The sequence below is a fragment of the Prauserella cavernicola genome (assembly GCF_016595675.1).
Taxonomy (GTDB): domain Bacteria; phylum Actinomycetota; class Actinomycetes; order Mycobacteriales; family Pseudonocardiaceae; genus Prauserella_A; species Prauserella_A cavernicola.
The window spans coordinates 184316-207339 of the sequence record NZ_JAENJH010000006.1 but is presented as its reverse complement, the minus strand read 5'-3'; the positions used below and the strand labels follow the sequence as shown (position 1 = coordinate 207339).

The 23024-nt window shown below is 67.8% G+C and carries 27 protein-coding genes and 1 pseudogene; 8 read left to right on the top strand and 20 right to left on the bottom strand.

Annotated elements, in window-relative coordinates:
* Positions 1-60: 60 nt before the first annotated feature.
* Positions 61-744, top strand: a complete 684-nt coding sequence (locus JHE00_RS23365; protein ID WP_200321711.1) for a GntR family transcriptional regulator — start codon at positions 61-63, stop codon at positions 742-744.
* Between the two features lie 131 nt (positions 745-875).
* Positions 876-1316: a hypothetical protein gene (locus tag JHE00_RS23360; protein ID WP_200321709.1), complete on the top strand. Its 441-nt coding sequence runs from the start codon at positions 876-878 to the stop codon at positions 1314-1316.
* A gap of 30 nt (positions 1317-1346) precedes the next feature.
* Here JHE00_RS23360 and JHE00_RS23355 read toward each other — a convergent pair.
* Positions 1347-1667, bottom strand: a pseudogene (locus JHE00_RS23355) (aldehyde dehydrogenase family protein); the annotation flags it as partial.
* A 235-nt stretch (positions 1668-1902) separates the two neighbouring features.
* On the opposite strand from JHE00_RS23355, the gene JHE00_RS23350 reads away from it, so the two are divergent.
* Positions 1903-2334, top strand: coding sequence for a hypothetical protein (locus JHE00_RS23350; RefSeq protein WP_200321705.1), 432 nt, complete (start codon positions 1903-1905; stop codon positions 2332-2334).
* A 32-nt stretch (positions 2335-2366) separates the two neighbouring features.
* Here the strand turns inward: JHE00_RS23350 and JHE00_RS23345 are convergent, their stop codons facing one another.
* The 11 genes from JHE00_RS23345 to JHE00_RS23295 form a co-directional block, all read right to left on the bottom strand.
* A complete protein-coding gene (locus JHE00_RS23345; protein WP_200321704.1) occupies positions 2367-3821 on the bottom strand; it encodes an aldehyde dehydrogenase family protein in 1455 nt (484 codons plus the stop codon).
* A 31-nt stretch (positions 3822-3852) separates the two neighbouring features.
* The gene (locus tag JHE00_RS23340; protein ID WP_200321702.1) at positions 3853-4425 is read right to left on the bottom strand and encodes a hypothetical protein; all 573 of its coding nucleotides are present in this window, start codon (positions 4423-4425) and stop codon (positions 3853-3855) included.
* Positions 4425-5405, bottom strand: a complete 981-nt coding sequence (locus JHE00_RS23335) for an alpha/beta hydrolase (protein WP_200321700.1) — start codon at positions 5403-5405, stop codon at positions 4425-4427. The genes JHE00_RS23340 and JHE00_RS23335 overlap by 1 nt, the downstream gene beginning before the upstream one ends.
* On the bottom strand, positions 5402-6256 hold the full coding sequence (locus tag JHE00_RS23330; RefSeq protein ID WP_200321698.1) for an HTTM domain-containing protein: 855 nt from the start codon (positions 6254-6256) through the stop codon (positions 5402-5404). The genes JHE00_RS23335 and JHE00_RS23330 overlap by 4 nt, the downstream gene beginning before the upstream one ends.
* A gap of 100 nt (positions 6257-6356) precedes the next feature.
* Positions 6357-6638 (bottom strand): hypothetical protein, encoded by a 282-nt coding sequence (locus tag JHE00_RS23325; RefSeq protein WP_200321696.1) that lies wholly within the window; start codon positions 6636-6638, stop codon positions 6357-6359.
* Positions 6639-6717: 79 nt separating this feature from the next.
* Positions 6718-7284, bottom strand: a complete 567-nt coding sequence (locus tag JHE00_RS23320; protein ID WP_200321694.1) for a hypothetical protein — start codon at positions 7282-7284, stop codon at positions 6718-6720.
* A 1-nt stretch (position 7285) separates the two neighbouring features.
* Positions 7286-8158, bottom strand: coding sequence for an alpha/beta fold hydrolase (locus JHE00_RS23315; protein ID WP_200321692.1), 873 nt, complete (start codon positions 8156-8158; stop codon positions 7286-7288).
* Positions 8155-9036 (bottom strand): HTTM domain-containing protein, encoded by an 882-nt coding sequence (locus JHE00_RS23310; RefSeq protein ID WP_200321690.1) that lies wholly within the window; start codon positions 9034-9036, stop codon positions 8155-8157. Before JHE00_RS23310 ends, JHE00_RS23315 begins: the two co-directional genes overlap by 4 nt.
* Before the next feature lie 70 nt (positions 9037-9106).
* On the bottom strand, positions 9107-9370 hold the full coding sequence (locus JHE00_RS23305; protein WP_200321688.1) for a hypothetical protein: 264 nt from the start codon (positions 9368-9370) through the stop codon (positions 9107-9109).
* A gap of 467 nt (positions 9371-9837) precedes the next feature.
* Complete coding sequence (locus JHE00_RS23300) at positions 9838-10170, bottom strand: hypothetical protein (protein ID WP_200321686.1); 333 nt, start codon at positions 10168-10170, stop codon at positions 9838-9840.
* Between the two features lie 2 nt (positions 10171-10172).
* On the bottom strand, positions 10173-10430 hold the full coding sequence (locus tag JHE00_RS23295) for a hypothetical protein (RefSeq protein ID WP_200321684.1): 258 nt from the start codon (positions 10428-10430) through the stop codon (positions 10173-10175).
* 291 nt (positions 10431-10721) lie between these two features.
* On the opposite strand from JHE00_RS23295, the gene JHE00_RS23290 reads away from it, so the two are divergent.
* Together JHE00_RS23290 and JHE00_RS23285 are read left to right on the top strand one after the other, a co-directional pair.
* The gene (locus JHE00_RS23290; RefSeq protein WP_200321682.1) at positions 10722-11486 is read left to right on the top strand and encodes an SDR family oxidoreductase; all 765 of its coding nucleotides are present in this window, start codon (positions 10722-10724) and stop codon (positions 11484-11486) included.
* Complete coding sequence (locus JHE00_RS23285) at positions 11483-13282, top strand: ABC transporter ATP-binding protein (protein ID WP_200321680.1); 1800 nt, start codon at positions 11483-11485, stop codon at positions 13280-13282. Before JHE00_RS23290 ends, JHE00_RS23285 begins: the two co-directional genes overlap by 4 nt.
* Before the next feature lie 5 nt (positions 13283-13287).
* Here the strand turns inward: JHE00_RS23285 and JHE00_RS23280 are convergent, their stop codons facing one another.
* The 3 genes from JHE00_RS23280 to JHE00_RS23270 all read right to left on the bottom strand — a co-directional run bounded on the left by JHE00_RS23280 (position 13288) and on the right by JHE00_RS23270 (position 15993).
* Complete coding sequence (locus JHE00_RS23280) at positions 13288-13668, bottom strand: thiol-disulfide oxidoreductase DCC family protein (RefSeq protein ID WP_200321678.1); 381 nt, start codon at positions 13666-13668, stop codon at positions 13288-13290.
* Positions 13628-14371 carry a helix-turn-helix domain-containing protein gene (locus JHE00_RS23275; protein WP_200321676.1) on the bottom strand — a complete coding sequence of 248 codons (744 nt, stop codon included), beginning with the start codon at positions 14369-14371 and terminating at the stop codon, positions 13628-13630. The genes JHE00_RS23280 and JHE00_RS23275 overlap by 41 nt, the downstream gene beginning before the upstream one ends.
* Before the next feature lie 269 nt (positions 14372-14640).
* Positions 14641-15993 carry an FAD-binding oxidoreductase gene (locus JHE00_RS23270; RefSeq protein ID WP_200321674.1) on the bottom strand — a complete coding sequence of 451 codons (1353 nt, stop codon included), beginning with the start codon at positions 15991-15993 and terminating at the stop codon, positions 14641-14643.
* Between the two features lie 201 nt (positions 15994-16194).
* Between JHE00_RS23270 and JHE00_RS35940 the strand changes: the two genes are divergently transcribed.
* The gene (locus tag JHE00_RS35940) at positions 16195-17118 is read left to right on the top strand and encodes a helix-turn-helix domain-containing protein (protein ID WP_200321672.1); all 924 of its coding nucleotides are present in this window, start codon (positions 16195-16197) and stop codon (positions 17116-17118) included.
* A 5-nt stretch (positions 17119-17123) separates the two neighbouring features.
* On the opposite strand, the gene JHE00_RS23260 is transcribed toward JHE00_RS35940, so the two are convergent.
* Positions 17124-17516 carry a DUF5997 family protein gene (locus tag JHE00_RS23260; RefSeq protein WP_200321670.1) on the bottom strand — a complete coding sequence of 131 codons (393 nt, stop codon included), beginning with the start codon at positions 17514-17516 and terminating at the stop codon, positions 17124-17126.
* A 57-nt stretch (positions 17517-17573) separates the two neighbouring features.
* Between JHE00_RS23260 and JHE00_RS23255 the strand changes: the two genes are divergently transcribed.
* On the top strand, positions 17574-18305 hold the full coding sequence (locus JHE00_RS23255; protein ID WP_200321667.1) for a LysR family substrate-binding domain-containing protein: 732 nt from the start codon (positions 17574-17576) through the stop codon (positions 18303-18305).
* A gap of 12 nt (positions 18306-18317) precedes the next feature.
* Here JHE00_RS23255 and JHE00_RS23250 read toward each other — a convergent pair whose 3' ends face one another.
* On the bottom strand, positions 18318-18638 hold the full coding sequence (locus JHE00_RS23250; protein ID WP_200321665.1) for a TOBE domain-containing protein: 321 nt from the start codon (positions 18636-18638) through the stop codon (positions 18318-18320).
* Positions 18639-18806: 168 nt separating this feature from the next.
* Here JHE00_RS23250 and JHE00_RS23245 point away from each other — a divergent pair, with 168 nt between their 5' ends.
* Entirely contained in the window at positions 18807-19307 is a 501-nt protein-coding gene (locus tag JHE00_RS23245) for a hypothetical protein (RefSeq protein ID WP_200321663.1), read from the top strand.
* Positions 19308-20184: 877 nt separating this feature from the next.
* Here JHE00_RS23245 and JHE00_RS23240 read toward each other — a convergent pair.
* From JHE00_RS23240 to JHE00_RS23230, 3 genes are read right to left on the bottom strand one after another with little or no spacing between them, the layout of a single operon-like run.
* On the bottom strand, positions 20185-21063 hold the full coding sequence (locus JHE00_RS23240) for an ABC transporter permease (protein WP_200321661.1): 879 nt from the start codon (positions 21061-21063) through the stop codon (positions 20185-20187).
* Positions 21050-21841: an ABC transporter ATP-binding protein gene (locus tag JHE00_RS23235; RefSeq protein WP_200321659.1), complete on the bottom strand. Its 792-nt coding sequence runs from the start codon at positions 21839-21841 to the stop codon at positions 21050-21052. The genes JHE00_RS23240 and JHE00_RS23235 overlap by 14 nt, the downstream gene beginning before the upstream one ends.
* Before the next feature lie 9 nt (positions 21842-21850).
* Entirely contained in the window at positions 21851-22921 is a 1071-nt protein-coding gene (locus JHE00_RS23230; protein WP_200321657.1) for an ABC transporter substrate-binding protein, read from the bottom strand.
* Between the last annotated feature and the right edge of the window lie 103 nt (positions 22922-23024).

Sequence of the window (23024 nt, the reverse complement as noted above, 5' to 3'; positions counted from 1 at the left end):
CCTGACCTCCGGCTCCGTGGGACCATGGCGCCGGAGGTCAGGCAGAGAGGGGTGCGACCGATGGTGACTGCCGGAGCCGGGAGCGGCAGCGCGCCGCGGACGCGTGCGGCGGGCGTCGTGGCCGGCCTCGCCGCGGAGATCGAGGAGGAGATCGCCCTCGGCCTCCTGCACCCTCGGGAACGCCTGGTCGAGGACGACTTGATGGAGCGGTTCGGGGCCAAGCGCCACGCGGTCCGGACCGCCCTGGCGACGCTGGAGTCCCGCGGTGCGGTGGAGCGCCGCGCGAACGTCGGTGCGTTCGTGCGGTCGTACTCGGCCAAGGAGGTCCGCGACCTCTACGACGTCCGCGAACTACTCGAAGCGCGCTGCGCCAGCAGCATCGACCTGCCGGTCCGCACCGAGTCGCTCACCCCGCTCGTCGACGTCCAGCGCGAGCACGACGCGGCCATCGACGAGCAGGACCGCCGGAGCGCGCTGCGAGCCAACCTGAGGTTCCACGAGATCCTGTTCGGGCTGTCGGGCAACAAGACCCTCGTCGAGGCGGTGCGGCACCACGCCCGCATGGCGGCGACGATCCGCTCGCTCACCGTCGCCGACGACGACCACCTGCTGCGCGCGCAGGAGGAGCACTGGGCGATGATCCGAGCACTCGAGAACGGCGACTCCGAGGGCCTGGTCCAGCTGTGCGTCACGCATCTGGTGCCGTCGCGGGATGCCTACCTGCGCCGGCTGACCGTGAACTAACGGTTCCCGGCAGACGATCATTTCCGCGCATTCTTCAACCAGGACAATCAGTCGAATTACTGAGGATTTTCCATTCCCAGAATTCGTAGGCTGATCGGGCACGGAGCCGCGTTCTGGAGAGGAGCCACCGCATGCGCACGACAGGTTCGAGGGGATTGACCAGAGGAATCGGCCGAAGCGCGGTCGTCGCCGCCGCCGTGCTGGGCACCGTCGGCGCAGGATTCACCGCCACCGCAGCCGAGCAGGCTAGTCCCACGTCCTGGACGGCCTCGCACGGCGGCGGGTCGGCCAGCGGCACGGCGAGTCACGTGAATCCCGAAGGTATCGGCGCAGACCTCGTCGTGGACGGAACTCTTCGGGTGAACGACTCGGACTGCTATTTCGCGAAGATCATCGTCGTACACGACTTCGCGCCGATACACTACGACACGGCGGAACAATGCGGCCCGGGAAACATCCCGGTCGACAAGACGATCCGCGTCACTTTGAGGAGCTGGACCGCGACAATCGAGATCTGCCGGACCGACCGTACTGACTGCGGCGATCCGACCAGTATCAATGTGTTCGGCTGAGTCGGGCGCACAGTTCGGTGCCGGTTTGTCTCACAGCAACGAGACGAACACCGCCTTGGGCCGGGTGTAGGCGTTGATCCGCTCCCGTCCGCCATCGGCGCCAATGCCGCACGCGGCGAGGCCGGTGGCGGGCGCGGAAACGTCGGAGGTCCACACGCCGGCACCGAGACCGTAGCGACTGTCGTTGGCCAGTGCCAGCGCATGCTCCTCGTCATCGAACGCCGTCACCGCGAGCACCGGCCCGAAGACCTCCTCCTCCTGCGCAATCCGGGATCCCGGATCGACGTCGGTGAACACCGCGGGCGTCGTGTAGTAACCAGGACCATCCGGAACAGTGCCACGCAGCACGGGTTTCGCGCACTCGAAACGGCGACTCCGAGGACCTGGTCCGGCTGTGCGTCACCCATCTGACGCCGTCCCGGGATGCCTACCTGCGCCGGCTGACCGTGAACTGAACGCTTCCCGGCAGACGATCACTACCGCGCATTCTTCAACCAGGACAATCAGTCGAATTACTGAAGATTTCCATTCCCAGAATTCATAGGCTGATCGGGCACTGAGCCACGTTCTGGAGAGGAGCCACAACATGCGCACGACAGGTTCGAGGGGATTGACCAGAGGAATCGGCCGAAGCGCGGTCGTCGCCGCCGCCGTGCTGGGCACCGTCGGCGCAGGATTCACCGCCACCGCAGCCGAGCAGACCGCTGCCGAGTCCTGGACTGTCTCTCACGACGGCGGATCTGCCAGCGGCACGGCGACGTTCGTCAGGGAAGGCGTCATCGGTGGAGAACTGACGCTGGACGGAACTCTCCGGGCGACCGACTCCGGCTGCTATTTCGCGAACGTCACCGTCGTGCACGACCTCGCACCGGGATTCTACAAATCAGCGGAACAATGCGGTCAGGGGACGACACCGATCGACATGGCGATCGGCACGTCGACGGCGAACTGGACCGCGTCGATCGAGATCTGCCGTACCGGCGGCGACTGCGGCCAGCCGCAACCCATCCGCGGGTAACACGAGATCGGTGGCGGAGGTCGGTGCTTGTCTCACAGCAACGAGACGAACACCGCCTTGGGCCGGGTGTAGGCGTTGATCCACTCCCGGCCGCCATCGGCTCCGACCCCAGAGGCACCGAAGCCACCGACAGGCGCGGACACGTCGGACATGCCGTAGACGTTGATCCAGACGTTTCCCGCGCCGAGCCGCTGGGCGAACCGGTGCGCCCGCCGCACGTCGGAGGTCCACACGCCGGCGCCGAGACCGTAGCGACTGTCGTTGGCCAAGGCCAGCGCGTGCTCCTCGTCGTCGAACGCCGTCACCGCGAGCACCGGCCCGAAGACCTCCTCCTGCGCGATCCGGGATCGCGGATCGACGTCGGTGAGCACCGCGGGAGTCGTGTAGTAACCAGGACCATCCGGAACAGTGCCACGCAGCACGGGTTTCGCGCCCTGCTCCTCCGCGATGCGCAGGTACTCGCCGACCCGGCGCTGTTGCCCCGCGGAGATCAACGGACCGATCCGGGTTTCTCGATCCATCGCGGAACCCACCCGTAGCTCCGCCAACGTCTCCACGACCCGGTCGACGAACCGGTCGTGAATGGATCGATGCACCAACAACCGGCTCCCGACGTTGGAGATCTGCCCCGCGTTGCGCCACACCGTCGTGGCCGCCGAGTCGACGGCACGATCGAGGTCCGCGTCGGGGAACACGATGTGCGGGCTCTTGCCCCCGAGCTCCATCAGCAATCGCTTGCCATCGGGTGCGGCGAGTTCCCGCAACTGTGTCCCGGTTGCCTGCGAACCGATGTAGGTCACCATGTCGACATCGGGGTGGCGGACGAGCGCACTGCCGGCAGTGGCACCGTCGCCGGTCAACACGGTGAGCGCCCCCGGCGGCAGCCCGGCCTCCAGAGCGAGTTCGCCGAATCGCACGGCGCTGTACGGGGCCCGTCTGGACGCCTTGAGGATCACGCAGTTGCCTGCCGCCAGTGCGGGCGCGACCCGGGCGGCCACCGTGAACAGCGGCTGGTTCCACGGAACCAGCACGGCGACCACCCCCACCGGCTCGCGCACCGTGTACGAGTGAAACGAGGACACGAGCGGATTGAGATCGCCGTACAGTTTGGTCGGCCACCCCGCGTAGTGGTGACAGATGCCGGCCGCACCGTAGACCTGCAGGAGTGTCTGGCTGATCGGGATTCCCGCGTCCAGTGCCTCCCATTGCGCGAACTCGTCCCTGTGGTCCTCGAGGAGCTTCCGCAGATCAGACAGAACCAACGACTTCTTGCCGGGGTGCTTCGCGGACCAGCGCCGGTCGGCGACGGCCTGCCGTGCGAGCGCGACCGCCGCGCCGACATCGTCGGCACCGGCCGCCGCGACCGTCCCGAGCACCGAACCGTCGGACGGGTTCTCGACGTCGATCGTGCCGCCGGTGAGCGCGAGCACGTTCGTCTCGTCGCCGAGCACGAAACCGGTCGTGCCCGCCGCCAGTCGATCACGCACGACGGACAACGTCTCGACCGTGTCCACAGGACTACCCGGCCAATGGCAGCGGAGCAGGCTCGACGGCCCCGTCGAGCCGGTGCCACTCGGACAGGAACAGCAGCTTCGGATCCACGCTCGCCTCGTGCGCCGCCGACTGTCCGATCATGAACTGCACCTCCACGGCGTCGTCGGCGTGGTCGATCTCATTGCTGACGAAGTTCAGCAACGCCAGGTAGGGCACCGTGAGCTGCACCCTGCGCTGGTCCTCGAGATCCTCGGACATCTGAAAAAGTTGGGTGATCGCGTCGAAGAGCGCCTTCTCCACCCGCCTGCCCGGATGCCACACCATGTGCAAGGCCTTTCGGTCCACTCCGATCGAGTGCTCCCGCCACTCGCCCAGCCCACCATCGGCGAGCTTGTCGCGATAGAGCAGGTTGAAGTCGTGCCTGCCCGGAGTCGGCGCGAAGAACCGCCAGTTCGGAATGCCCATCGCCGTCGGATCGACCTTCCACTGCAGCCAGTGTGATCTGTCCAGCTGCTGGAACACCGTCAGACCCGCCCAGCCCGCCAGCAGACCGTACAGGCTCCAACGGCGCGCGGTCCGTGCGTAGCCGCGTCCCATCACACACCTCGCGTTCGTTGCGGTTGAGCCATGCTCTGCGCGATCGTCCACTCGATCGCGTCAATGACATGTGTCGCGTCGTCCTGTCGCATCACGATGCCGTCGTGGTCGGCGCCCGGCACCACGACGTGCGAGCCGACCTCCGAGAGCGCGGCGAGCTCGGACTGGAGCTCACGGTGTTTGCTGTCGCCCACGTCGGTCTGGCCGGCAGTGACGACCGCGACCGGCAACGAGCTCGGCAGCGTCGCCGTGCGGAGCTCGTCGGACCAGGCATAGAACGTCCTGACCTCGCGCAGTGCCGCGCGCCACGGCGACGGTCGTTCCATCGCCGACTTGGTCCGCGCCGCCTGATGAGGAGGCAGATCATCGAGGAACGACACGGCCGGCGCCGAGGGTTTCCTACCGAGCAACGTGCGCCAGAACAGCGCGCCCATCGCGTGGTCGACCATGGGCATCGAATCGCGTTGCGCCGAGGAGCGCACCAGCTGCTCAGGATGCGAGGAGTCGACGAGCACGAGTCCCGCGACGTCGTGGGACATCGCCGCCGCGAAGGACATCCCGAGCAGGCCGCCGATCGAATGTCCGACGAGGACATATGGTGCCGGAAGATCGTAATGTGCCACGAGTTCAGCGGCGAGCTCGTTGATCTCGCGCGCCGAGCGACGCTTGCCGTCGTCGCCGCTCCAGCCGTTGCCAGGGCGATCATAGGCGACGTAGCTGTACCGGTCCGCGATCCCGTCCAGCACCCACGACCAGGTCGTGCAGGGGCAACACAGCCCGTTCTCGAACACCACGGTCGGGCCCCCGGCACGATGCACCAGAGAGTGCAACGTAAGACCGTCCACCTCGGTCAGCTCGCCGGGCTCGCCGGTCGGCCTTCGCAGCCGGGATCGCGCCAGTCCGCCTGCCGTGGCCGCGACCCCACACGCGGCGATCGCCGACGCGCCCAGGCCGATGGCGCGCGCGGCGCCGGTGGTCATGCACCGCTCCGCGCTCGAACCGAGCCGCGGGTGAAGTACGAGACGGCCGGATACGTGGCCACGAAAGACCAGAAGAAGCGGTTGAGACCCATGAACTTCGCGTTGCTGACGTGGAAGGCCATCCCACCGAGGAAGAACAGTCGCGCGATCGGCTTCGGCATCAGCAGCACCAGTGGGAACACGGTCTCGGCGACCATCACCGACCACGCCAGGAGCTTCGTGAGCTCGGGACGGTCCTTGAGCAGATCGTAGAAGAACCGGTCGCCGTAGGTCTGGGTACGGAAGATCCCGGTGAGCGCATCTCCGTTGCGCCACACCGGCGATGTCAACTTGACGCTACCCGACGTGAAGTAGGACAGACAGCTCTGGAAGGCGATGAAGGCCAGCGCGTACTCGCGCGCCTGGCGATCGTTCGGGAACAGCTTCTCGAGCATCGCGACCGCGTAGTTGATGAACGCGAAGTGGTCCGAGCCGTCAAGGCCGTAGTTGCTGCGGAGGCACAGTGCGCCACCGGTTCCGGTCATCCCCGTCAGCCACACGGCCCTCGTGCGTCTGCTCCCCCCGGCGAGCAGACCGAGTCCGCTGGCGAAGCGGGCTCGCATGACATTGACGAATCGTGGATAGGCGAGCACCTTGTCGATGTGCTTGTAGTGTGTCCGGCGCGAACCAGCGAGCCGGGTGCGGTTCACCGGCCAGCTGAAGAGCCCTTTGTCATCGTACTTCTGGCGCTCGACGAGCTGTTCCAGCGCGCCGATCGTCGAGCCGACCGCGGTCAGCCGCTCGACCCGGCTGAACGCCCTGTCGATGTCATCGACCGGGCGGCGCCTGGCCACGATCTGCTTCGTCAACATCGGCCTTCTCCAGTTTCTCTCGTCCCGGTTCTCGCCCGGTGACCGGCCCACACGGATGAACTGCCGCCACCGCGTGGGCCGGGACCGTGTGGGTTTCCGCTCAGCGGCGGACGCCGCCCTGTCGGATGTTCAGCAGTTCCTTGCCGGACTTGCCGCACAGCAGGGCGGGGTCGACCTCCGGATTGTTGTGCTCGCCGACGAAGTCACTCACCATGTTGCCCGCGTTATAGGCCGCGAATGTCGCGGCGACCGTGGCGGTCACCGCGGTGACCACGGCGGGGCAGCACAGCACCGGGGTCTCGAACTCAGCGCGCTGCAACGGAAGCAGCTCGCCGTCGTGTCCCGCTTGCGTGGCCTGGGCGATCTGCTCGACCCTGTTCATTGTGTTCTCCTGACTATCTGGGGAATTTCTCACGGGGAAACGTCTCGACTGTATTGAGAAAACCGATTGGCCGCATCAATCAAACAGTTGAGCTTGCGAGCTGCTCGACGGGGTGCAGTGCCGACAGGAAAATGGCGCGTGGTTCATCGTGTTCGTCATAACCGGCGGAGATGGACACCAGAAACTGTGTGCACGTCGTCGCCGGTGCGTGCGACTGCTCTGTGACATGCGCCAGCAAGGTCAGATAAGGCACGCTGACCTGAACCGACTCGACCGGCCTGTCCGGGTCGCGGTGACACTCCTCGATGAACTTCGTCAGTTCCTTCGAGATGTCGAAGATACATTTCTCGACCCGTCGATGCGGATGCCAGAACGCGTGGGACCATCGCCGCTCCTCGACCGAAGTGATTTCCTTCCACGGTGTCAATGAGCCGTCCTCCAGCTCGTCCCGGTACAGCAGGTGGAAGTCGTGGATCCCGGGATCCGGCGCGAAGAACCGCCAGTCGGGAATCAGCAGGTACAGCTTGTCCCACCAACTGCGCCGCCCCGGTGCGCGAAACAGTTTCTGTCCGACCACACTGAGCCCCAACCAGCCACCGAGAGTCGCGTACACCGCCACTCGCACGGCCTGCTGCCGTCCACCCATGTCACGCACCCTCTGTCACGACCGCGTTGCCGAGCAGCCGCAGTACCGCGTCGCCGACGTGTGGACTGAAGCGGCCGTCGGTCACCAGCTCCAGGTTGGCCGCCTCCGGCACGACGAGCACCGCGGACGTCGGCGAGGACGCCGCGAGTTCCTGCTGCATCCGCATCCTTACCTGGTCGTGTTCGACCTGCACTCGGGACGCCAGGACCAGCGCCGGAGCCCGGAACCGCGGCCACCTTTCCGCCGATCCGGGCGGGGAATGCTTCCACGACACCAGCTCCGCGAGCGCAGTACGCCAGTTGTGGGGTCGGCGCAAGTACCGGTACGCCATCGGCCGTTGCTCGGCGGGCAACCCGTCCAGCGCGACGAAATCCTCGCGCCCGCCAGGACGCAGGAGCGCCGCCATCATGCTGCGCTGCAGCTGGGCCTCCAGGTGGGCCATCGCCTTGCGCTGGTGGACCGAACGTCGCAACTCGTCGGGGTGCCACGCATCGGCGGCCACCAGGCCGGCCACGCGATCGGGGTTCCTCCGCGCGAGCTCCTCGGCGACGAGCGCTCCGTAGGCGTGCCCCACGAGGACGACCGGACCGACCACACCCAGCTCGGCGAGCAGTGCCTCGAGTTCGTCGGCCCGTCGAGGAACGGCCGCGCGACGCCCGTTCCACCCGACATCGCTGCGGTCATAGCTGATGGCCGTCGTCCACTCGGCCACGGTCCGCTGAACGCGTGTCCACGCCTCCAGAGGGCAGCCGAGCGTGCTGAGGAACACGACGGCAGGTGCGTCGTCGCGAGTGCCCTGGACGAGTACCCGCAATCGACGGCCACCGACGTCGACGAGACCCGGTACGTCACGCCTCGCGTTCGCGGCGATCACGACTCTGGCTGTCCCTTCCGTCGGTCGCCGCCGAGCCCACGCGCGCAGTACTCGATGGCCGGGTAGGTACTGACGAAGGCCCAGACGAAACGGTTCAGTCCCATGGCGACCGCGTTGCCCGTGTGGAAGGAGAGGCCGACCGCGAGCAACCCACGCGCGATCGGTTTCGGTGCCAGCAGCACCAGCGGGAACAGCGCCTCTCCTCCGATGGTCACCCACCCGATCGCGCGGTTCAGCCGTGGCTTGTCGTTCAGGAACCGGAACAGCTCGCGCTGGCCGAAGATCTTGGTGCGGAAGATGTCGCGGATCGCCGAACCGTCCCGCCACACGGGCGAGACGGCCTTGGCGGCACCCGCGATCCCGTAGGACAGGCACGACTGCGCGGCGATGAACCACAGGCACGCCTTCCTGGCGCGAGCATCGTCCTTCGCCAGGTCGGCGAGTGTCAGCGCGGTGAGCGTGATACTGAGCAGGACCTCGGAGCCGTCCGATCCGTAGGGCGAGCGCAGCCGCATCGCATGACTGGAGCCTGCGAGGTAGGCCTTCGCAGCACGCTTTCCCGCGCGGTTCCGGCGACCGGCGAGAACGGTGCCCGCGGACACCAGGCGAAGGCCGTGCAGCGCGCGCAGGCCCTCCTTGTCGAACACGACATCGAGTACCCGCGCCGCACGCCCGACCATCCACGGGAAACGTGTGCGCGCGACCTGCCAGCTCAGCAACGAGCCGTGCTCGACGTCGCGGATGGCGGCCAGTGCCTCCAGAGAGGACACTCCGGCCCCCACGGCCGCGAGCTGCTCGACCCGGCGCAGCACCTTGTCGACCTCAGCGGCCTCGTCGGTGTCCGGGGCCGACGCGAGGGCCTTGACTCTGTCGGTCATGACAACCCCACTGGTGTAAGCCGTGCCAACCCGGTGGTGCGACGTGCCGGCACCACCGGATTGGCCACGATCAGCTGATCGAGCCGGTGCGGAAGTTGAGCAGTTCCGTCGCCGAACCACGGGCCGGCATTCCGGCCGACGAGACGTCACCGGCATGGACGTCCTCGCAGGCATCGCTCAGGACGCCTGCCGCGAAGGCCATGCCCAGTCCGCCCAACGCGGCTGCGGTCGTGGTCGTGGTCGTGCAGAACACCGGCATGTAGACGGGGCCTGCCTCGAGCGGTGAGAGCCCGTGGTCGGGCTTGCTGTTGGCGAACACTTCGATCGCGGACAAGGACTTCTCCTTAGGGGATCCGGTCGAGCAACCATTCGGATAATGGTCCGGTACTGGAACATAGAGAACTGGCGCGAATCGAGCATCAACAAGACGACTGATATTGCGGACGGGCCGACGCCACCGAATGGCCCACGATCAGCCGATCGAACCGCTCCGGAGATTGAGCAATTCCATCGCCGAACCATTCGCCGGGATTCCTGTCGACGGCACGCCACCGACGTCGCCGGCAGGAGCGCCAGTGTCGACCGTTCCGAGGACGTACGTAGCAGCCAGTGGGGTCCCAAAATTGATTATCGTACAGAGCACAGGTGTGGACGCGGGACTTGCCGCCAACGGTGAGAGGCCGTGGTCGGCCTTGCTGTTGGCGAACACTTCGATCGCGGACAAGGAAATCCTCCTTAGGGATCCAGGGATCCAGGGATCCGGTCGGTCAATCATTCGGCTCATGCTCGGATGCCGGAACATCAGCCGATCGAACTGGTCCGGGCGTCGAGCAGTTCAGTCGCGGAACCATTCGCCGGGATCGCTGCCGACGGCAGGTAGCCCGCGTCGCCCACAAATGCGCCGCCGTCGATCGTGCCGACGATGTACGCGGTGTAGGTCGTGGCAACGGTCGCAAGCGCGGTGTGACAGAGCACCGGCATGGAGGCGGGGCCCGCCTCGAGCAGTGCCGGCCCGTGGTCGGCTTTGCTGTTGGCGAGTACTTCGATCGCGGACAGGGAAATCCTCCTTCTCAGAGGACCGGATGAGGGATCATGCGAACAACAGTCCGGTTCGGGCACCACCCGGTAGCCCACGATCAGCCGATCGAGCCGCTCCGGATTCTGAGCAACTCCCCCGCCGAACCATGGGCGGGAATCCCAGCCGACGGCACGTCGCCAATGAGAGCGGCGGTGTGAGTCACGCCGCCGAAGTAGTTCGTCGTGGTCGCTGCCAGGATCGTGCACGTGGCCGAGGTCAGTTCGGTGCAGAGCACCGGCACGTACGTAGGACTCGACGTCAACGGCGCGAGGCCGTGGTCGGCCTTGCTGTTGGCGAACACTTCGATCGCGGACAAGGAAACCTCCTTCGCAGATCACAACGGTCCAATACCGGAACATAGGCACATCACGCCGACCGGGCATCAACACAATGATTGATATAGCCGGCGGCCAATACCGGCAGGACCGTGGTTGTCCGCCTGCGTCGGGACAGGTTCGCTGGCGTGGACACGTCCTACGAGTCTCGGAACGGAGCCGGCGATGAAAACGCTGCTGGTCCTCACCGCTGTCGCCACCGCGCTGCTGGCCGCCATCCGCAATCGCCCGTGGGACGAGCGCGGGAACCAGGCCGCGACGGAGTCCACCCGGTGAGCTCGGGTCGCGGACCGCTCGACGGCAAGGGCGCGATCGTCACCGGAGGATCCCGCGGCATCGGCGCCGCGATCGTGCGCAGGCTCGCTGGTGACGGGGCCGCCGTGGTGTTCAGCTACCTCAAGAACGACGCGGCCGCGCAAGCGGTGGTGGACGACGTCGAGTCAGCGGGTGGAACCGCGTGGGCGGTACAGGCCGACCAGGTCTCCCCCGACGCGATCGAGAACCTGTTCGCGGAGGCCGATCGGCGCTTCGCGGCCGCGTCCACAGGGCTGGAAATTCTCGTGAACAACGCGGGAATCGCCGTCCCACAGACGATCGAGGCCGTCACGGTCGACGACTTCGACCACACGATGGCCGTCAACGCGCGTGGGCCGTTCCTGGCCATGCAACACGCCGCGCGGCGGCTCCGCGATGGTGGCCGCATTGTCAACGTGTCCACGGTGTCCACGACAAAAGCAGGTGCGGGTGAGGGGCTCTACGCGGCCAGCAAGGCGACGCTGGAGCAGTTCACCAGATCGGCCAGTTACGAACTCGGTGCACGCGGCATCACGGTCAACACCGTGTCGCCCGGCATCACCGAGACCGACCTGGTTCACCAGAACGCGGCAGACGGCGCGCTGGCCGGCATCGCGCGCGTGACCCCACTGGGCCGGCTCGGCAGGCCGCCGGACATCGCCGCGGTGGTCGCGTTTCTCGTCGGCCCGGACGGCGCGTGGGTGACCGGGCAGAACCTCAGGGCCGACGGCGGACTCTATTGACGACGGTCACCCCGCCGCGCGACGGCAACTGGGTCGGCGCGATCGCCCGCGCACACCTGCCGAAGATCATCGGTGCGGTGGTACTCGGCCTGTTCGCCGCGGCCGCCGGGCTCGCGCAGCCCGCCATGATCGGCAACCTCATCACCACGGTCAGCACGAACGCGCCCCTGCTCGTGCCGATCCTGGCCGTGATCGGACTGTTCGCCGCCGACGCCGCGCTGACAACGGTGCAGGCCTACGTCATGGGCCGCACCGGCGAGCGCATCGTGTACGACACGCGCACCACCCTGATCCACAAGGTTCTCCACTCCGACGTCCGCGCGTTCAGCGCCCTGCGCCACGGCGACGTCCAGGCGCGCGTCGTGACCGACACCTCCCTGCTCAAGATCGCCCTGGCGCAGAGCACGGCGAGCATCATCGTGGACTCCGCCATGGTGCTCGGCAGTCTCGTGCTGATGCTGCTGATCGACCCGCTGCTGCTCGGCGTCACGGCGGCGTGCATGACCGTCGCCAGCCTCGTGGCCCTGCTGCTGGCGCGAAAACTGCGCAAGGAGGCCGTGCGCAGCCGGACGATCGTCGGCGACCTCGGCGCGGACCTGCACCGCGCGATCGGAGCGCTGAACACCGTCAAGGCGTGCCGTGCGGAAGGGCTCGAAGGCCACCGGATCGGCAAGCTCGCGCTGTCCGCGCGACGATCCGGCATCAAGGTCAGCGCGCTGGGCGCGATGCTGTCTCCCACGATGGGGATCGGCCTGCAGGCCTCGCTCGCGGTCGTGATCGTCACCGGCATGGGGCGCGTGGCCACCGGCTCGCTCGACGCGGCCGCGCTCACGGCGTTCATCATGTACCTCTTCTACCTCGTGACGCCGCTGGTCATGCTGTTCACGAGCATCGGCCAGCTGCAGCAGGGCAGGGCGGCGATCGGACGGATCAACGAACTCGCCGACATCGCGCAGGAGCCGTCGGTCATACTGCCGCCCGCCATGCAGGAGACCGTGGTCTACGGCCGTCCCGGGGTGACGTTCGACCGCGTCCGGTTCGCCTACGGCCACGACGAGCCGACCCTGCGCGGTGTCTCGTTCACCGTGCCCGCACGAGGGCTGACGGCGATCGTCGGGCCGTCCGGTTCCGGCAAGACGACGTTGCTGCAACTCCTGATGCGCTTCTACCCGGTGCAAGACGGCCGAATCCTGATCGACGGCCAGAACATCGGCTCCGTTCCCGTGCACGTCCTGCGGGGCCTCATCGGATACGTGCAGCAGGAGGACACGACGCTGCGCGGCACGATCGGCGACAACCTCAGCTACGGAATCGAGCACGCCACGGCCGCCGATGTCGACCGTGCCCTGCACCTGGCAGGTCTGCGCGATCTCGTCCACTCACTGCCCAGGGGAATGCACACCGAACTCGGTGAGCACGGTGTCGGTCTGTCCGGCGGGCAACGACAACGACTGGCGATCGCACGGATGCTCATCCGGCGGCCGTCGTTGCTGCTGCTCGACGAAGCGACCTCCAATTTGGACTCGGACTCGGAATTGGCCATGCGCACCGCGCTGCGCGCGATCGCGAGCGAGTGCGCGGTGATCAGCGTCGCGCACCGGATGTCGACGGTGGTCGACGCCGACCGGATCGTCGTCATGGACGCCGGCGTCGTCAGCGCCGTCGGCACCCACCACGAACTGCTGCGCACGAGCTCGCTGTACCAGCGGCTCAACGACATCCAGCTACGCGGAGAGAGCCCGTTCGGCGAACCGTCGTGCGCCGACCGCGTCGCGCTCCCACTGTCGGAGTCGTGAGCGGGTCAGCCGATCCTGCAGGCGTCCGACGAGCCCGGCATGCGGTAGCGGTTGCGCGCGATCACGCGATACACCACTCTCGCGAGCTGCCGCAAACCCGGAGCGGCGACGACCACGCCGAGCAACCGCAGGCGCGACCGCGACGCGCGCACGCTGGCGGCGAGTGCGTCCGCACCTCCCAGCACGCGGCCGTCGGGCAGTTCCAGCACGACTTCCGTCGTGAGCCGTTCGACCGAAGCGGGTAGTTCGTCGTCCGGCACGCTCTGCCACGGCATCGCCTGGTACCCCAGCATCGAGCGGGCGTCGAGCCAGGAGATGGACTTCGTGCAGAAGCCGCAGTCGCCGTCAAAGAGCAGGCGCCCGTCCTCGGGTGTCGTATCCGCCATGTCGAACCTCCCGGTTGATCGAGGTCGTGTTCTCTTGCCGGTTCGGGTCCCGCAGTCCGAGCTTGTGGGCCATCACCGCGGCCTCGGTGCGATTGGCGACCTCGAGCTTGCGCAGGATGCTGACGACGTGCGACCCGACGGTGGCCCTGCTGATGAAGAGCTCGCGCGCGATGGCCGCGTTGGATTTCCCGTCCGCGAGGGAGATCAGCACCTCCAGCTCGCGTTCCGTGAGCGCGTCGAGGCGGCGGGCGGCCGGCGAGGAGATGACCTCGACCAGCTGCTCGCGATAGTGATTCAGAATCTGCGAGGAGACGAACAGCTTTCGGGATGCCGCGGCATGAACGGCTCCGATGATCTCCCACGGAGAATCGTTCATCAGCACCACCGCGGACACGCAGCACGACAGCGCGTACCCGATCTCGTCGATGGTCCCGTCGCACACCGCGACGACCTGCTTGAGCAGCGTGCGCGGTACGGAGCCACCGCAGAGCTCGTGCAGCGCCTGGGGGTTCGGGGCACTGCGGCTACGCAGCAGCCACACATCCGGCCTGCTTGTCTTCGCCTCCATCGCCGCACGTTCGATCGTCGGCGAGACGTGACTGATCGATATGTTGAACCGGTCGAGATCCATCGCGTTGAACCAGGTGAAGAATGGCTCGACGGATCCGCCGGAACTCTCTTCTATCATTCCCAAGGCGATCACACGTGGCCCTGCTTCCTAGTCAGGGAAGGCTGACATCATCGCCGGTAACCAATTACGACAGGTCGCACTCCAGTACGGACGCGCCGTTGCTCGCGGTCACCGACCCTCGCAGTACCGCGACGTCAGCGGCGCTTGGATCAACCTATCCGACACGTGGCCGGGACTGTGTGGGTCATTCAACCCATAACCGATGTCGGGGATTCGTGGTCACGACCGAGAGTTCGTCACTTCTCGCCGTCGGTCGCGCCGATGTCCGCCACAGCGTGTGACTACGGCACGCCTGGAAGCGGCGTGGCGGTGAAAACGTGCTCGGGATCGTAGCGTTTCTTCGCGGCGAGCAGGCGTGGCGCGTGCGCGCCATACGCGTGCGCGACCTGGTCGTGCTGGTCCGGCAGCAGGAAGTTGGGGTAGCCGCCGGGCAGTGCGTGCGGTTCCAGCGCGGTCCTGACCTCGTCGGCCCAGCCCCGGTACGCGCTCGCCTCCTCGTCCGCCTGGCGACCGGCCGAGATCTCGACGACGACGTGGCGGGTGCGCAGGCCGAAGGCGGTGTCGTCGGCGCCGACGCGGGTGGCCGCTCCGTGGAACGGCCGAAGTCCGATGCCCGCTCCCGGCCCCGGCCGTGCCGCCGCGAAGCCGACGAGCAGGTCGATGATGTCAGGCGTCAACGTCGCGATGGTGCGGGTGCGCAGGTCCCAGTGCATCCCGGTCGGAACGGCCTGGTCGAACTGCGCCAGCAGATCCCGCTGCGTGGCGGGACCGACGGCGGTGTTGATCGGGGTCCCCAGCTTGCCGACGTCAGCCAGGGCGGCGTCGGCGCCCTGTCGCTCACCGGACCACACGGGAACGGCGAGAAGACACGGCCCGATCTCGGGGACGACCGACAGTTCAAGTAGGACGGTCAGCCCGTCGGGAGCGCCCTCGATCAGCTCCGAGTACCGGGCCAGGACCGTCTCCGCCTCATTCCAGGGAAAGAGGACCATGCCACCGACGAGACCGCGGTCGGCATGGGTCCGGATGCGCAGCTGCGTCACCACGCCGAAGTTCCCGCCGCCACCGCGCAAAGCCCACAACAGCTCGGGATCCTCGTCGGTCGAGACGAGCCTGCCGTCGGCGAGGACGACCTCCGCGCCGAGCAGGTTGTCAGCGGCGAGCCCCGCGGTCCCCAGCAGTAGGCCGTAGCCGCCTCCCAGGGTGAGCCCGGCCATGCCGACGAGCCCGGCCGTGCCGGTCGCGACGTTCGCACCGTGCTGCGCGGCGGCCGCCACCACGTCGCCCGCCAGGCTTCCTCCCTCGGCGATCGCGACGTCCTGCGCGATCCGGACCTCGCGCATCGCGCTGAGGTCGATCACCACGCCGCCGTCACGCAGCGCTCGCCCTGCCCAGTCGTGTCCGCCTCCGCGGACCGACACCGCGGCGCCGGACTCTCGCGCCGCGGTCACCGTCGTCGCGACCTCGGCGCTGCTCCGCGGCCGCACCACCAGGGCCGGCCGAGCGGTGACCGCGCCGTTCCACAGCGTCACGGCGTCCGAATAGGCCTGGGCGTCCTGCCGGGACACCCGGTCGGCACCCAACCGCTGCTCGAGCTGACGGGTGAGTTCCTCGACCGCGTTCGCGGAGCGCATTGCTGTCCTTCCCGATGATGGCGACGGTGTTCCCCAAGGCCGTGCCCGGCCAGGCGCAGATTAGCGAGCGAGGCGCCGCATAGGATTGGACAACGACGCCAGACCGGTAGAACATCCGCGCCCCGGCGCGGCGGAAGCGAGGCCAGCGTGACGGTGCCGGACGGACCGGGTTCGAACGGGACGTCCGGCGGAGCCGGCGCCGTGGAAGATCGCTTCGGCCGCTTCTGGCGTGGGTGGGAGGAGCAGCTCGGCAAGGAGCTGCCGGCACCCGACTTCACGCCGGGCAGCGCCGGGGACTTCCAGATGAGCGCCCGCGCCGTCACGGTGCACGACTCGGTGATCGCCGACGTTCGTGGCGAGTCGCTCTACGGTAGCTACACCAGCGCATCCCACCAGAGCGACGAGCAGGTGGTGCTGCACATGGTGAGGCACAACAGCTGGCGGTTCGCCCGGCCGCGCGAAGGCGACCGCACCGTCCCCGCCGGGCATTTCATGGTGCAGCGACTCGGCCCGCCGACGTTCGAGGAGGCGCGGCAGACCTCGGCGACGGTCCTGATCGTGCCCGCGTCCTCCCTCACCCACCTCGTCCGGGACCGGCTGATCGCCGGACCGGCGTCCTCAGCCGAGATGCTGTTGCTCCGCGGTCACCTGGACCTGGTCAGCCAGCGCGCACACGACCTCAGCCCGGCCGGAGCGCTGACCGCTCGCAACGCCACGATCGAGCTGGTCAAGGGAGTGCTGAGGCAGCGGGCGGACAGCACCGAGCCCCACCTCGGCCCCGCGCTGGCTCAGGCCGCGAAGGATCTCGCGGACAACCGGCTCACCGATCCGGATCTCTCGCCGTCGACGCTTGCTCGTGAGCTCAACGTCTCCCTACGTACGCTGCAACGGGCGTTCGCGGCCGTCGACGAGAGCATCGCCGGATACATTCGCCGCAGCAGACTGGAACAAGCCCGGCTCGAACTTCTCGCGCCGTCCGGCAGGCCGAGTGTGTCGGAGCTCGCCGCCCAGTGGCAGTTCGCCGACAGCAGCCATTTCATCCGCGCCTTCACGAGGCGGTACGGGCTCACCCCCGCCGAGTTCGCTCGCGCGGCAGCCGGCGATCGCAGCGCCCGCGGTGGTTGACGAGGTCAGGAGCGTGGCCGGTCGGTCCCGGCGTTCTTCTCCTTGGCGCGGGCCGCCTCTTTCCTGACCTCGGCCTGGGTGGCACGCTCGCGCTGGAGCCAGTCCGGGTTCTCGGCCTTCATGGCGTCGATCTGCTCGGTGGTGAGCGGGTCCATCAGGCCGACGCGGGCGAGCCCGCCGATCGAGATGCCGAGCTTCGCCGCGACGACCTGGCGCGGGTGCGGACCGTTGCGGCGCAGGTCGCGCAGCCACTCCGGGGGGTCGGTCTGCAACGCGTTCAGCTCGTCGCGCGAGACCACGCCTTCCTGGAACTCGGCGGGGGTGGCTTCGAGGTAGACACCCAGCTTCTTGGCCGCGGTGGCGGGCTTCATGGTCTGGACGGTCTTGTGTGACGACATGGAGTCCAGGATATCGCCAGGTGCGTGGCCGCCGACCACTCCCGGTAACCTGGCCTGGTGACAGCCTCGGACGAGTCCCAGCCGTTCCGGCTCGCGTACGTGCCGGGCGTGACTCCGGACAAGTGGGTGCGCACCTGGAAGGAGCGGGTGCCCGAGGTGGCGCTGGAGCTCGTCGCGGTGTCCCCCGCCGAGGCCGCGGACGTCGTGCGGGACTGCCAGGTCGACGCGGCTCTGCTCCGCCTGCCGACCGACCGCACCGGCCTGCACGCGATCCCGCTCTACACCGAGACGACCGTGGCCGTGGTCGACAAGGAGCACGTGCTGACCGCCGCCGACGAGCTGTCGATCGAGGATCTCGCCGACGACGTCGTGCTGCACCCCCACGACGACACCCTGGTCTGGGAGCAGCTGCCCGGCAAGCCGGCCATTGCCCGTCCCGACACCACGCCCGGCGCCATAGAGCTGGTTGCGGCCGGTGTCGGAGTGCTGCTCGTACCGCAGTCGCTGGCCCGGTTGCACCACCGCAAGAGCCTCACCTACCGGCCGGTGACCGACGCTCCGCAGTCGCAGGTGGCGTTGTCCTGGATCGAGGACGAGACCACCGAGCTGATGGAGCAGTTCATCGGCATCGTCCGTGGCCGGACCGTCAACAGCACGCGCGGACGTCCGCCCGCGCCGAAGACGCCGAAACGCAAACCCGCGCAGGCGAAGCCGACCGGCGGGCACTCCCGGGACCGTTCCGGAAAGCCGGGGAAACGTGGCCGGGGTGGCAAGCCTCGTCGCCGTTAGTGATCCGGGCGGCTACCCGGCGAGCGCGCCGACCCGTTCGTCCGGGGTGAGTCGCAGGCCGGACTCGGCGTCGAACCACGAGGCGAGCTCGAACGCCGGCTGAACGCGGCACGCGGTTCCCGGTTCCAGGGAACTGGTCCCGGAGATGCGTGCCAGGTGCACGTCGGACCGGGTCGAGTCCGAGACTCCGGTCCGCCCGTCTGCCTGCCCGAGCCGGAACCCCAGTAGCGTCTCCGCACCCAGCCGCTCGACGCTCACGATCTCGGCCGCCAGCCCGTCGCCGGAGTCCTCAGCGGAGATCGTGATGTGCTCCGCCCGCACCCCGAGTCGCACGGAACCCGACCGGACCGGGCAGCTCTCCGGCAGGGCCACGCTGCCGGACGAACACCCAACCCGGCAAGGTCCTGCGCGCGCCCAGCAGGTGAGGGCGGCGCTCGCGAGCTGTCGGTGCCGGATGGCAGGGTGGAGGGTGACACACACCGGGGCCCGAGGGAGCACAGCATGACGCAGGAGCACGAGTCCACCGGCGACGGCGAGCGGACGACGATCGACCCGGCTCAGGTGCTGGCCAACATCGCGAAGGCGATGGAACGCCTCGACGTCGACTCCTCCATCAACATCGAAGCCGATGTCGCGTCACTGTCCGATCTGAAGGCGATGGTCGAGACCCTGATGATGGGTCCGACGCTGGCCGTGCACGTGGTCAACTGCGCGATGCGGATCATGTCGGCGCGCTACCCCGCCGAACTGGTCACCAGCCCGCTGCCCGACGAGTACGACCTGCGCACGATCGTGCCGTTGCAGATGGGCGACCGGCCTCACGAGCTGGCCAAGCGGATCTTCAACCAGCGCACCGTCGCGACCGGGGACCTGGCCGAGGACGACCTGTACGACCTCTACGAGGACCTCGACGGACCGACGCAGCTGCAGGTCTTCAACGGCTTGCTCTTCATGTACGGCACCAAGATCGGCGCACTCAAACACCGCACGGGGATTTCTTAGGAACCAGGCTGGGACAACCACCGGTGTAAATCAAAGATCACCCTGTCCACCATGCCGATCACGAAATAGTCTTCGGAAGAATCCGTAACCACCCCTAACCGCCTTCTGACTCCGCCGCCGAGGAGATCGAGGGGGTTCCTGCGCGCAACATCGACCCTGGATATCCGACCCTTCCGCACCCACCAAATCCCGACCGGCAAGCCGTCTTTCCGTCGAGTTCGGCGAGAAAATCAATCGGTGACTGGTCACGTAGAGGACACCGCCGAAAACCCGCCAGCCACCTTGCCGTCGACTGGCGAGATACACGGCCAGACTCTGCTCACCGGCCATCGGCGGTATCTTCTCAGCGAGATAACTGTTGTACCACATTGAGTTCGGCACCTTTGACAAGTCGGTTCAGCAGAAGATTCATGAACAGCCCAGCTTCCGTCGTTCGTGGTTCAGTCTGCCCCGCCACACCCGACCGGTCCAGAAGTACCTCCAGGTGCGGCCGAATCGTTCCCCACGATCATCGCCCTCGGCACCCCGTGTGATCAGGACTTGAGTGTGTCCCCACGGCAGGGGTTCTCCTGAGGACGCAACCGCCCGAGAGGAGTCCCGCTTTGCGCGTCCAGGACCAACGATCTGGCCCGCCGCCGTCCGAACCCGGAACCAGCGCGCCGCACTGCACCTGTTCACCGGATTCTTCGCGGGACTCGGTTACGCCGCGCTGTTCGGTGTGATCGCGCACCGGATCACCACCCGAGTAACCAGCCCGCCGCTGCCTGCCCGAGCACTGACCGCGCTTCGCAAGCTCACCCATCGCTCGGCGCAGCGGCGCTGACCGAACACAGGTGATCCCGGCCTGCCCGGCTCAGCGGGCAGGCCGGGCCTGCGGCTACAGCGAGGCCGTCAACCCTCGGGCCCGCAGCACGGCCCGCTCGAGCGGGCGGAACACCAGTAGGTCGATGCCCACGCCGACGAGCAGGATCAGGAAGATCGCGGCGAGCACCTTGGGCATGTCGTTGAAGTTCTGGCCGTGGCTGAGATACGCGCCGAGGCCGAGCCCGAGCTGCGGCGAGACCGCGATGAGTTCGGCCGCCATGAGCGAGCGCCAGGAGAACGCCCAGCCCTGCTTGAGTCCCGCCAGGTATCCGGGCAGGGCCGCGGGCAACAGGATGTAGCGCGCCGAGGCGTACCTGCCCGCGCCCATCACCTTGCCCACGCGCGGCAGGATCGGCGGGACCTGGTCGATGCCCGAGACGAGACCGTTGGCGATCGACGGGATCGAACCGAGCAGCACCACGAAGTAGACGGCGGCGTCGTTGATGCCGAACCACAGCACGGCCGCGGGAACCCACGCCACCGAGGGCAGACTCTGCAACCCGGTGAGGAGGGGGCCGATCGCGGCCCGCACGACCCGGACCCTGGCGACGAGCAACCCGAGTGGAGTACCGATCACCACGCCGGCGAGGAAGCCGAGAATCGCGCGGTGGACGGAGGTCCACACGATGCCGAACACCTCGCCTGTGGACGCGCTCGTCCAGAACTCGTCCCACACGGCCTGCGGTGCGGGGAGCTTGAACTCCGGCCACCACGCGGTGGACCACAGGATCTGCCACACCACCACGACCGCCGCGAGGGCGACCACGGGAGGCGCCACCGAACGCAGGGCCCTCCGCCACAGCGGGGGTGCCTGCTCGACGGCGGGAGTGTCGAGCGCGTCGAGGCCGGCGCCCACCGCCGCCAGCTCGGTGTCGGAGTCAGTGCGCGGCATGGGTGCTGATCACCTCCCGCAACCGGGCGGTGATGTCATCGGTCAACGGGCCCTCGTCGGTGTTCTCGTCCTTGGTCCATTCGCGCACGACCCTTCCCGGACGGGAGGACAGCAGCACGATCCGGTGTCCGAGGCGGACCGCCTCGCGGACGTCGTGCGTCACGAACAACACCGAGGGCTTCGTGGCGTCGTGGATGCGCACCAGCTCGCCCTGCATGACGTCGCGCGTGATCGCGTCCAGTGCGGCGAAGGGCTCGTCCATGAGCAGCAGCGACTGCTGTTCGCCGCCGTCGAGGCGATGCGTGGCCGCGAGCGCCCTCGCGAGCGCGACCCGCTGGCGCATGCCGCCGGACAGCTCGTGCGGCCGCTTGCGATCTTGTCCGCCGAGCCGAACCAACTCGAGCAGTTCGGCTGCCTTCGCCCTGCGCTCGGCGCGGGAGAAACCGGCCAGGCGCAAGGGAAGCTCGACGTTGGTGGCGGCGGTCAGCCACGGCATGAGCGCCGCGTCCTGGAACATCACCGCTGGCCGCGACGTGTTGCGGGTGACCGTGCCCGCGGTGGGCGCGTCCAGGTCGGCCACGAGGTTCAGCAGGGTCGTCTTGCCGCAGCCGGACGCGCCGAGCAGACAGACGAACTCACCGGGCGCCACGGTCAGGTCCACCCCGTCGAGCGCGGTCACGGTGTGCTCGCCGCGGCCGAAGTTCTTGACCACGCCGGAGAGCTGCACCGCGACGTCGGTCGACTGTGGTCGAACCCGCTGGTGAAGGTTCACACTCATGCGCCGGCCTCAGTTCGCCTGCAGATCGGCCGCGTCGATGGCGGGCCTGCCCTGTTCCTTCAGCACCTCGTTGAGCAGGCGCAGATCCAAGAATCCCTGAAGATCCGCCGGGGTGTCGACGATGCCCGCGGTCACCGAGTCCTTGGCCAGCTGTGTGTAGGTGGCGCTGTTGGGGTCCGACGAGAGGGTGATGTTGGAGAAGGCCCGGTCGAGCACGGCCGGGCTCAGCTCACTGCCGGTGAGCTCCTTGATGCCGTCGTTCACCGTGGTCCTGGCCTCGTCGGGGTTGGAGCTCGCCCAGTCGCTCGCCGCCAGCGAACCCGCCACGATCCCCCTCACGGTCTCGGGATGCTGCTGGAGGAACTCGCTGCGCACCACGATGACCGTCGTGGGGAACTTGCCGTCCGGCCACAGTTCCTTCTCGTCCAGCAGGACGCGGGCACCGGCTTCGTCGACCAGCCGCGAGGACCACGGCTCGGGCAGCCAGCCACCGTCGACCTCGCCGCCGCGGAACGCGTCGAAGGTCTGCGGGTTGTCCAAGTTCGCGACCTCGACCGAATCGGTGAGGTCGTTCTCGTCGAGCCACTTCTTGAGGGCGACGTCCTGGGTATTGCCCAGCGACGGGGTCGCGATCGTCTTGCCCCGCAGCTGGTCCTTCGAGGTGATGTCCGGCTTCACGACCAGCTGGGCTCCACCGGAGACCGCGCCGGAGGCGATCTGGATGGTGCCTTCGGACTTGGTGAAGGCGTTGATGGCCGGACCGGAGCCGATGAAGCCGATATCGAGCGAGCCACCCAACAGCGCGTTGACCTCTTCGGTGCCCGAGTTGAAGGTCTGTGTGGTCAAGGTGGTGGAACCGAGCTCGTCGGCGAACAGTCCGTTGTTCACGCCGATGATCGCGGGAGCATGGGTGACGTTGGGGAAGTAACCGAGCCGGACCTCGGAGGCGGGCCCCTCGCTCTGTGCGGGCGCCGCGCCCTCGGACGTGTCCTCGGCGCGGGAACAGCCGGTCACCACCGCTGCGATGGACACCAACGCCACGGCCGCTGACAGGAGTCGGGACTTGGGGAGAGAGCTCACGTCGTCATGCCTTTCGGAGGAGATGTCGACGCAGCCTTCCACCTAATTTCAGCGGTTTCCATAGTCGTCCGCGTGGCGAGACGAGTATTGACAATTGAACCGC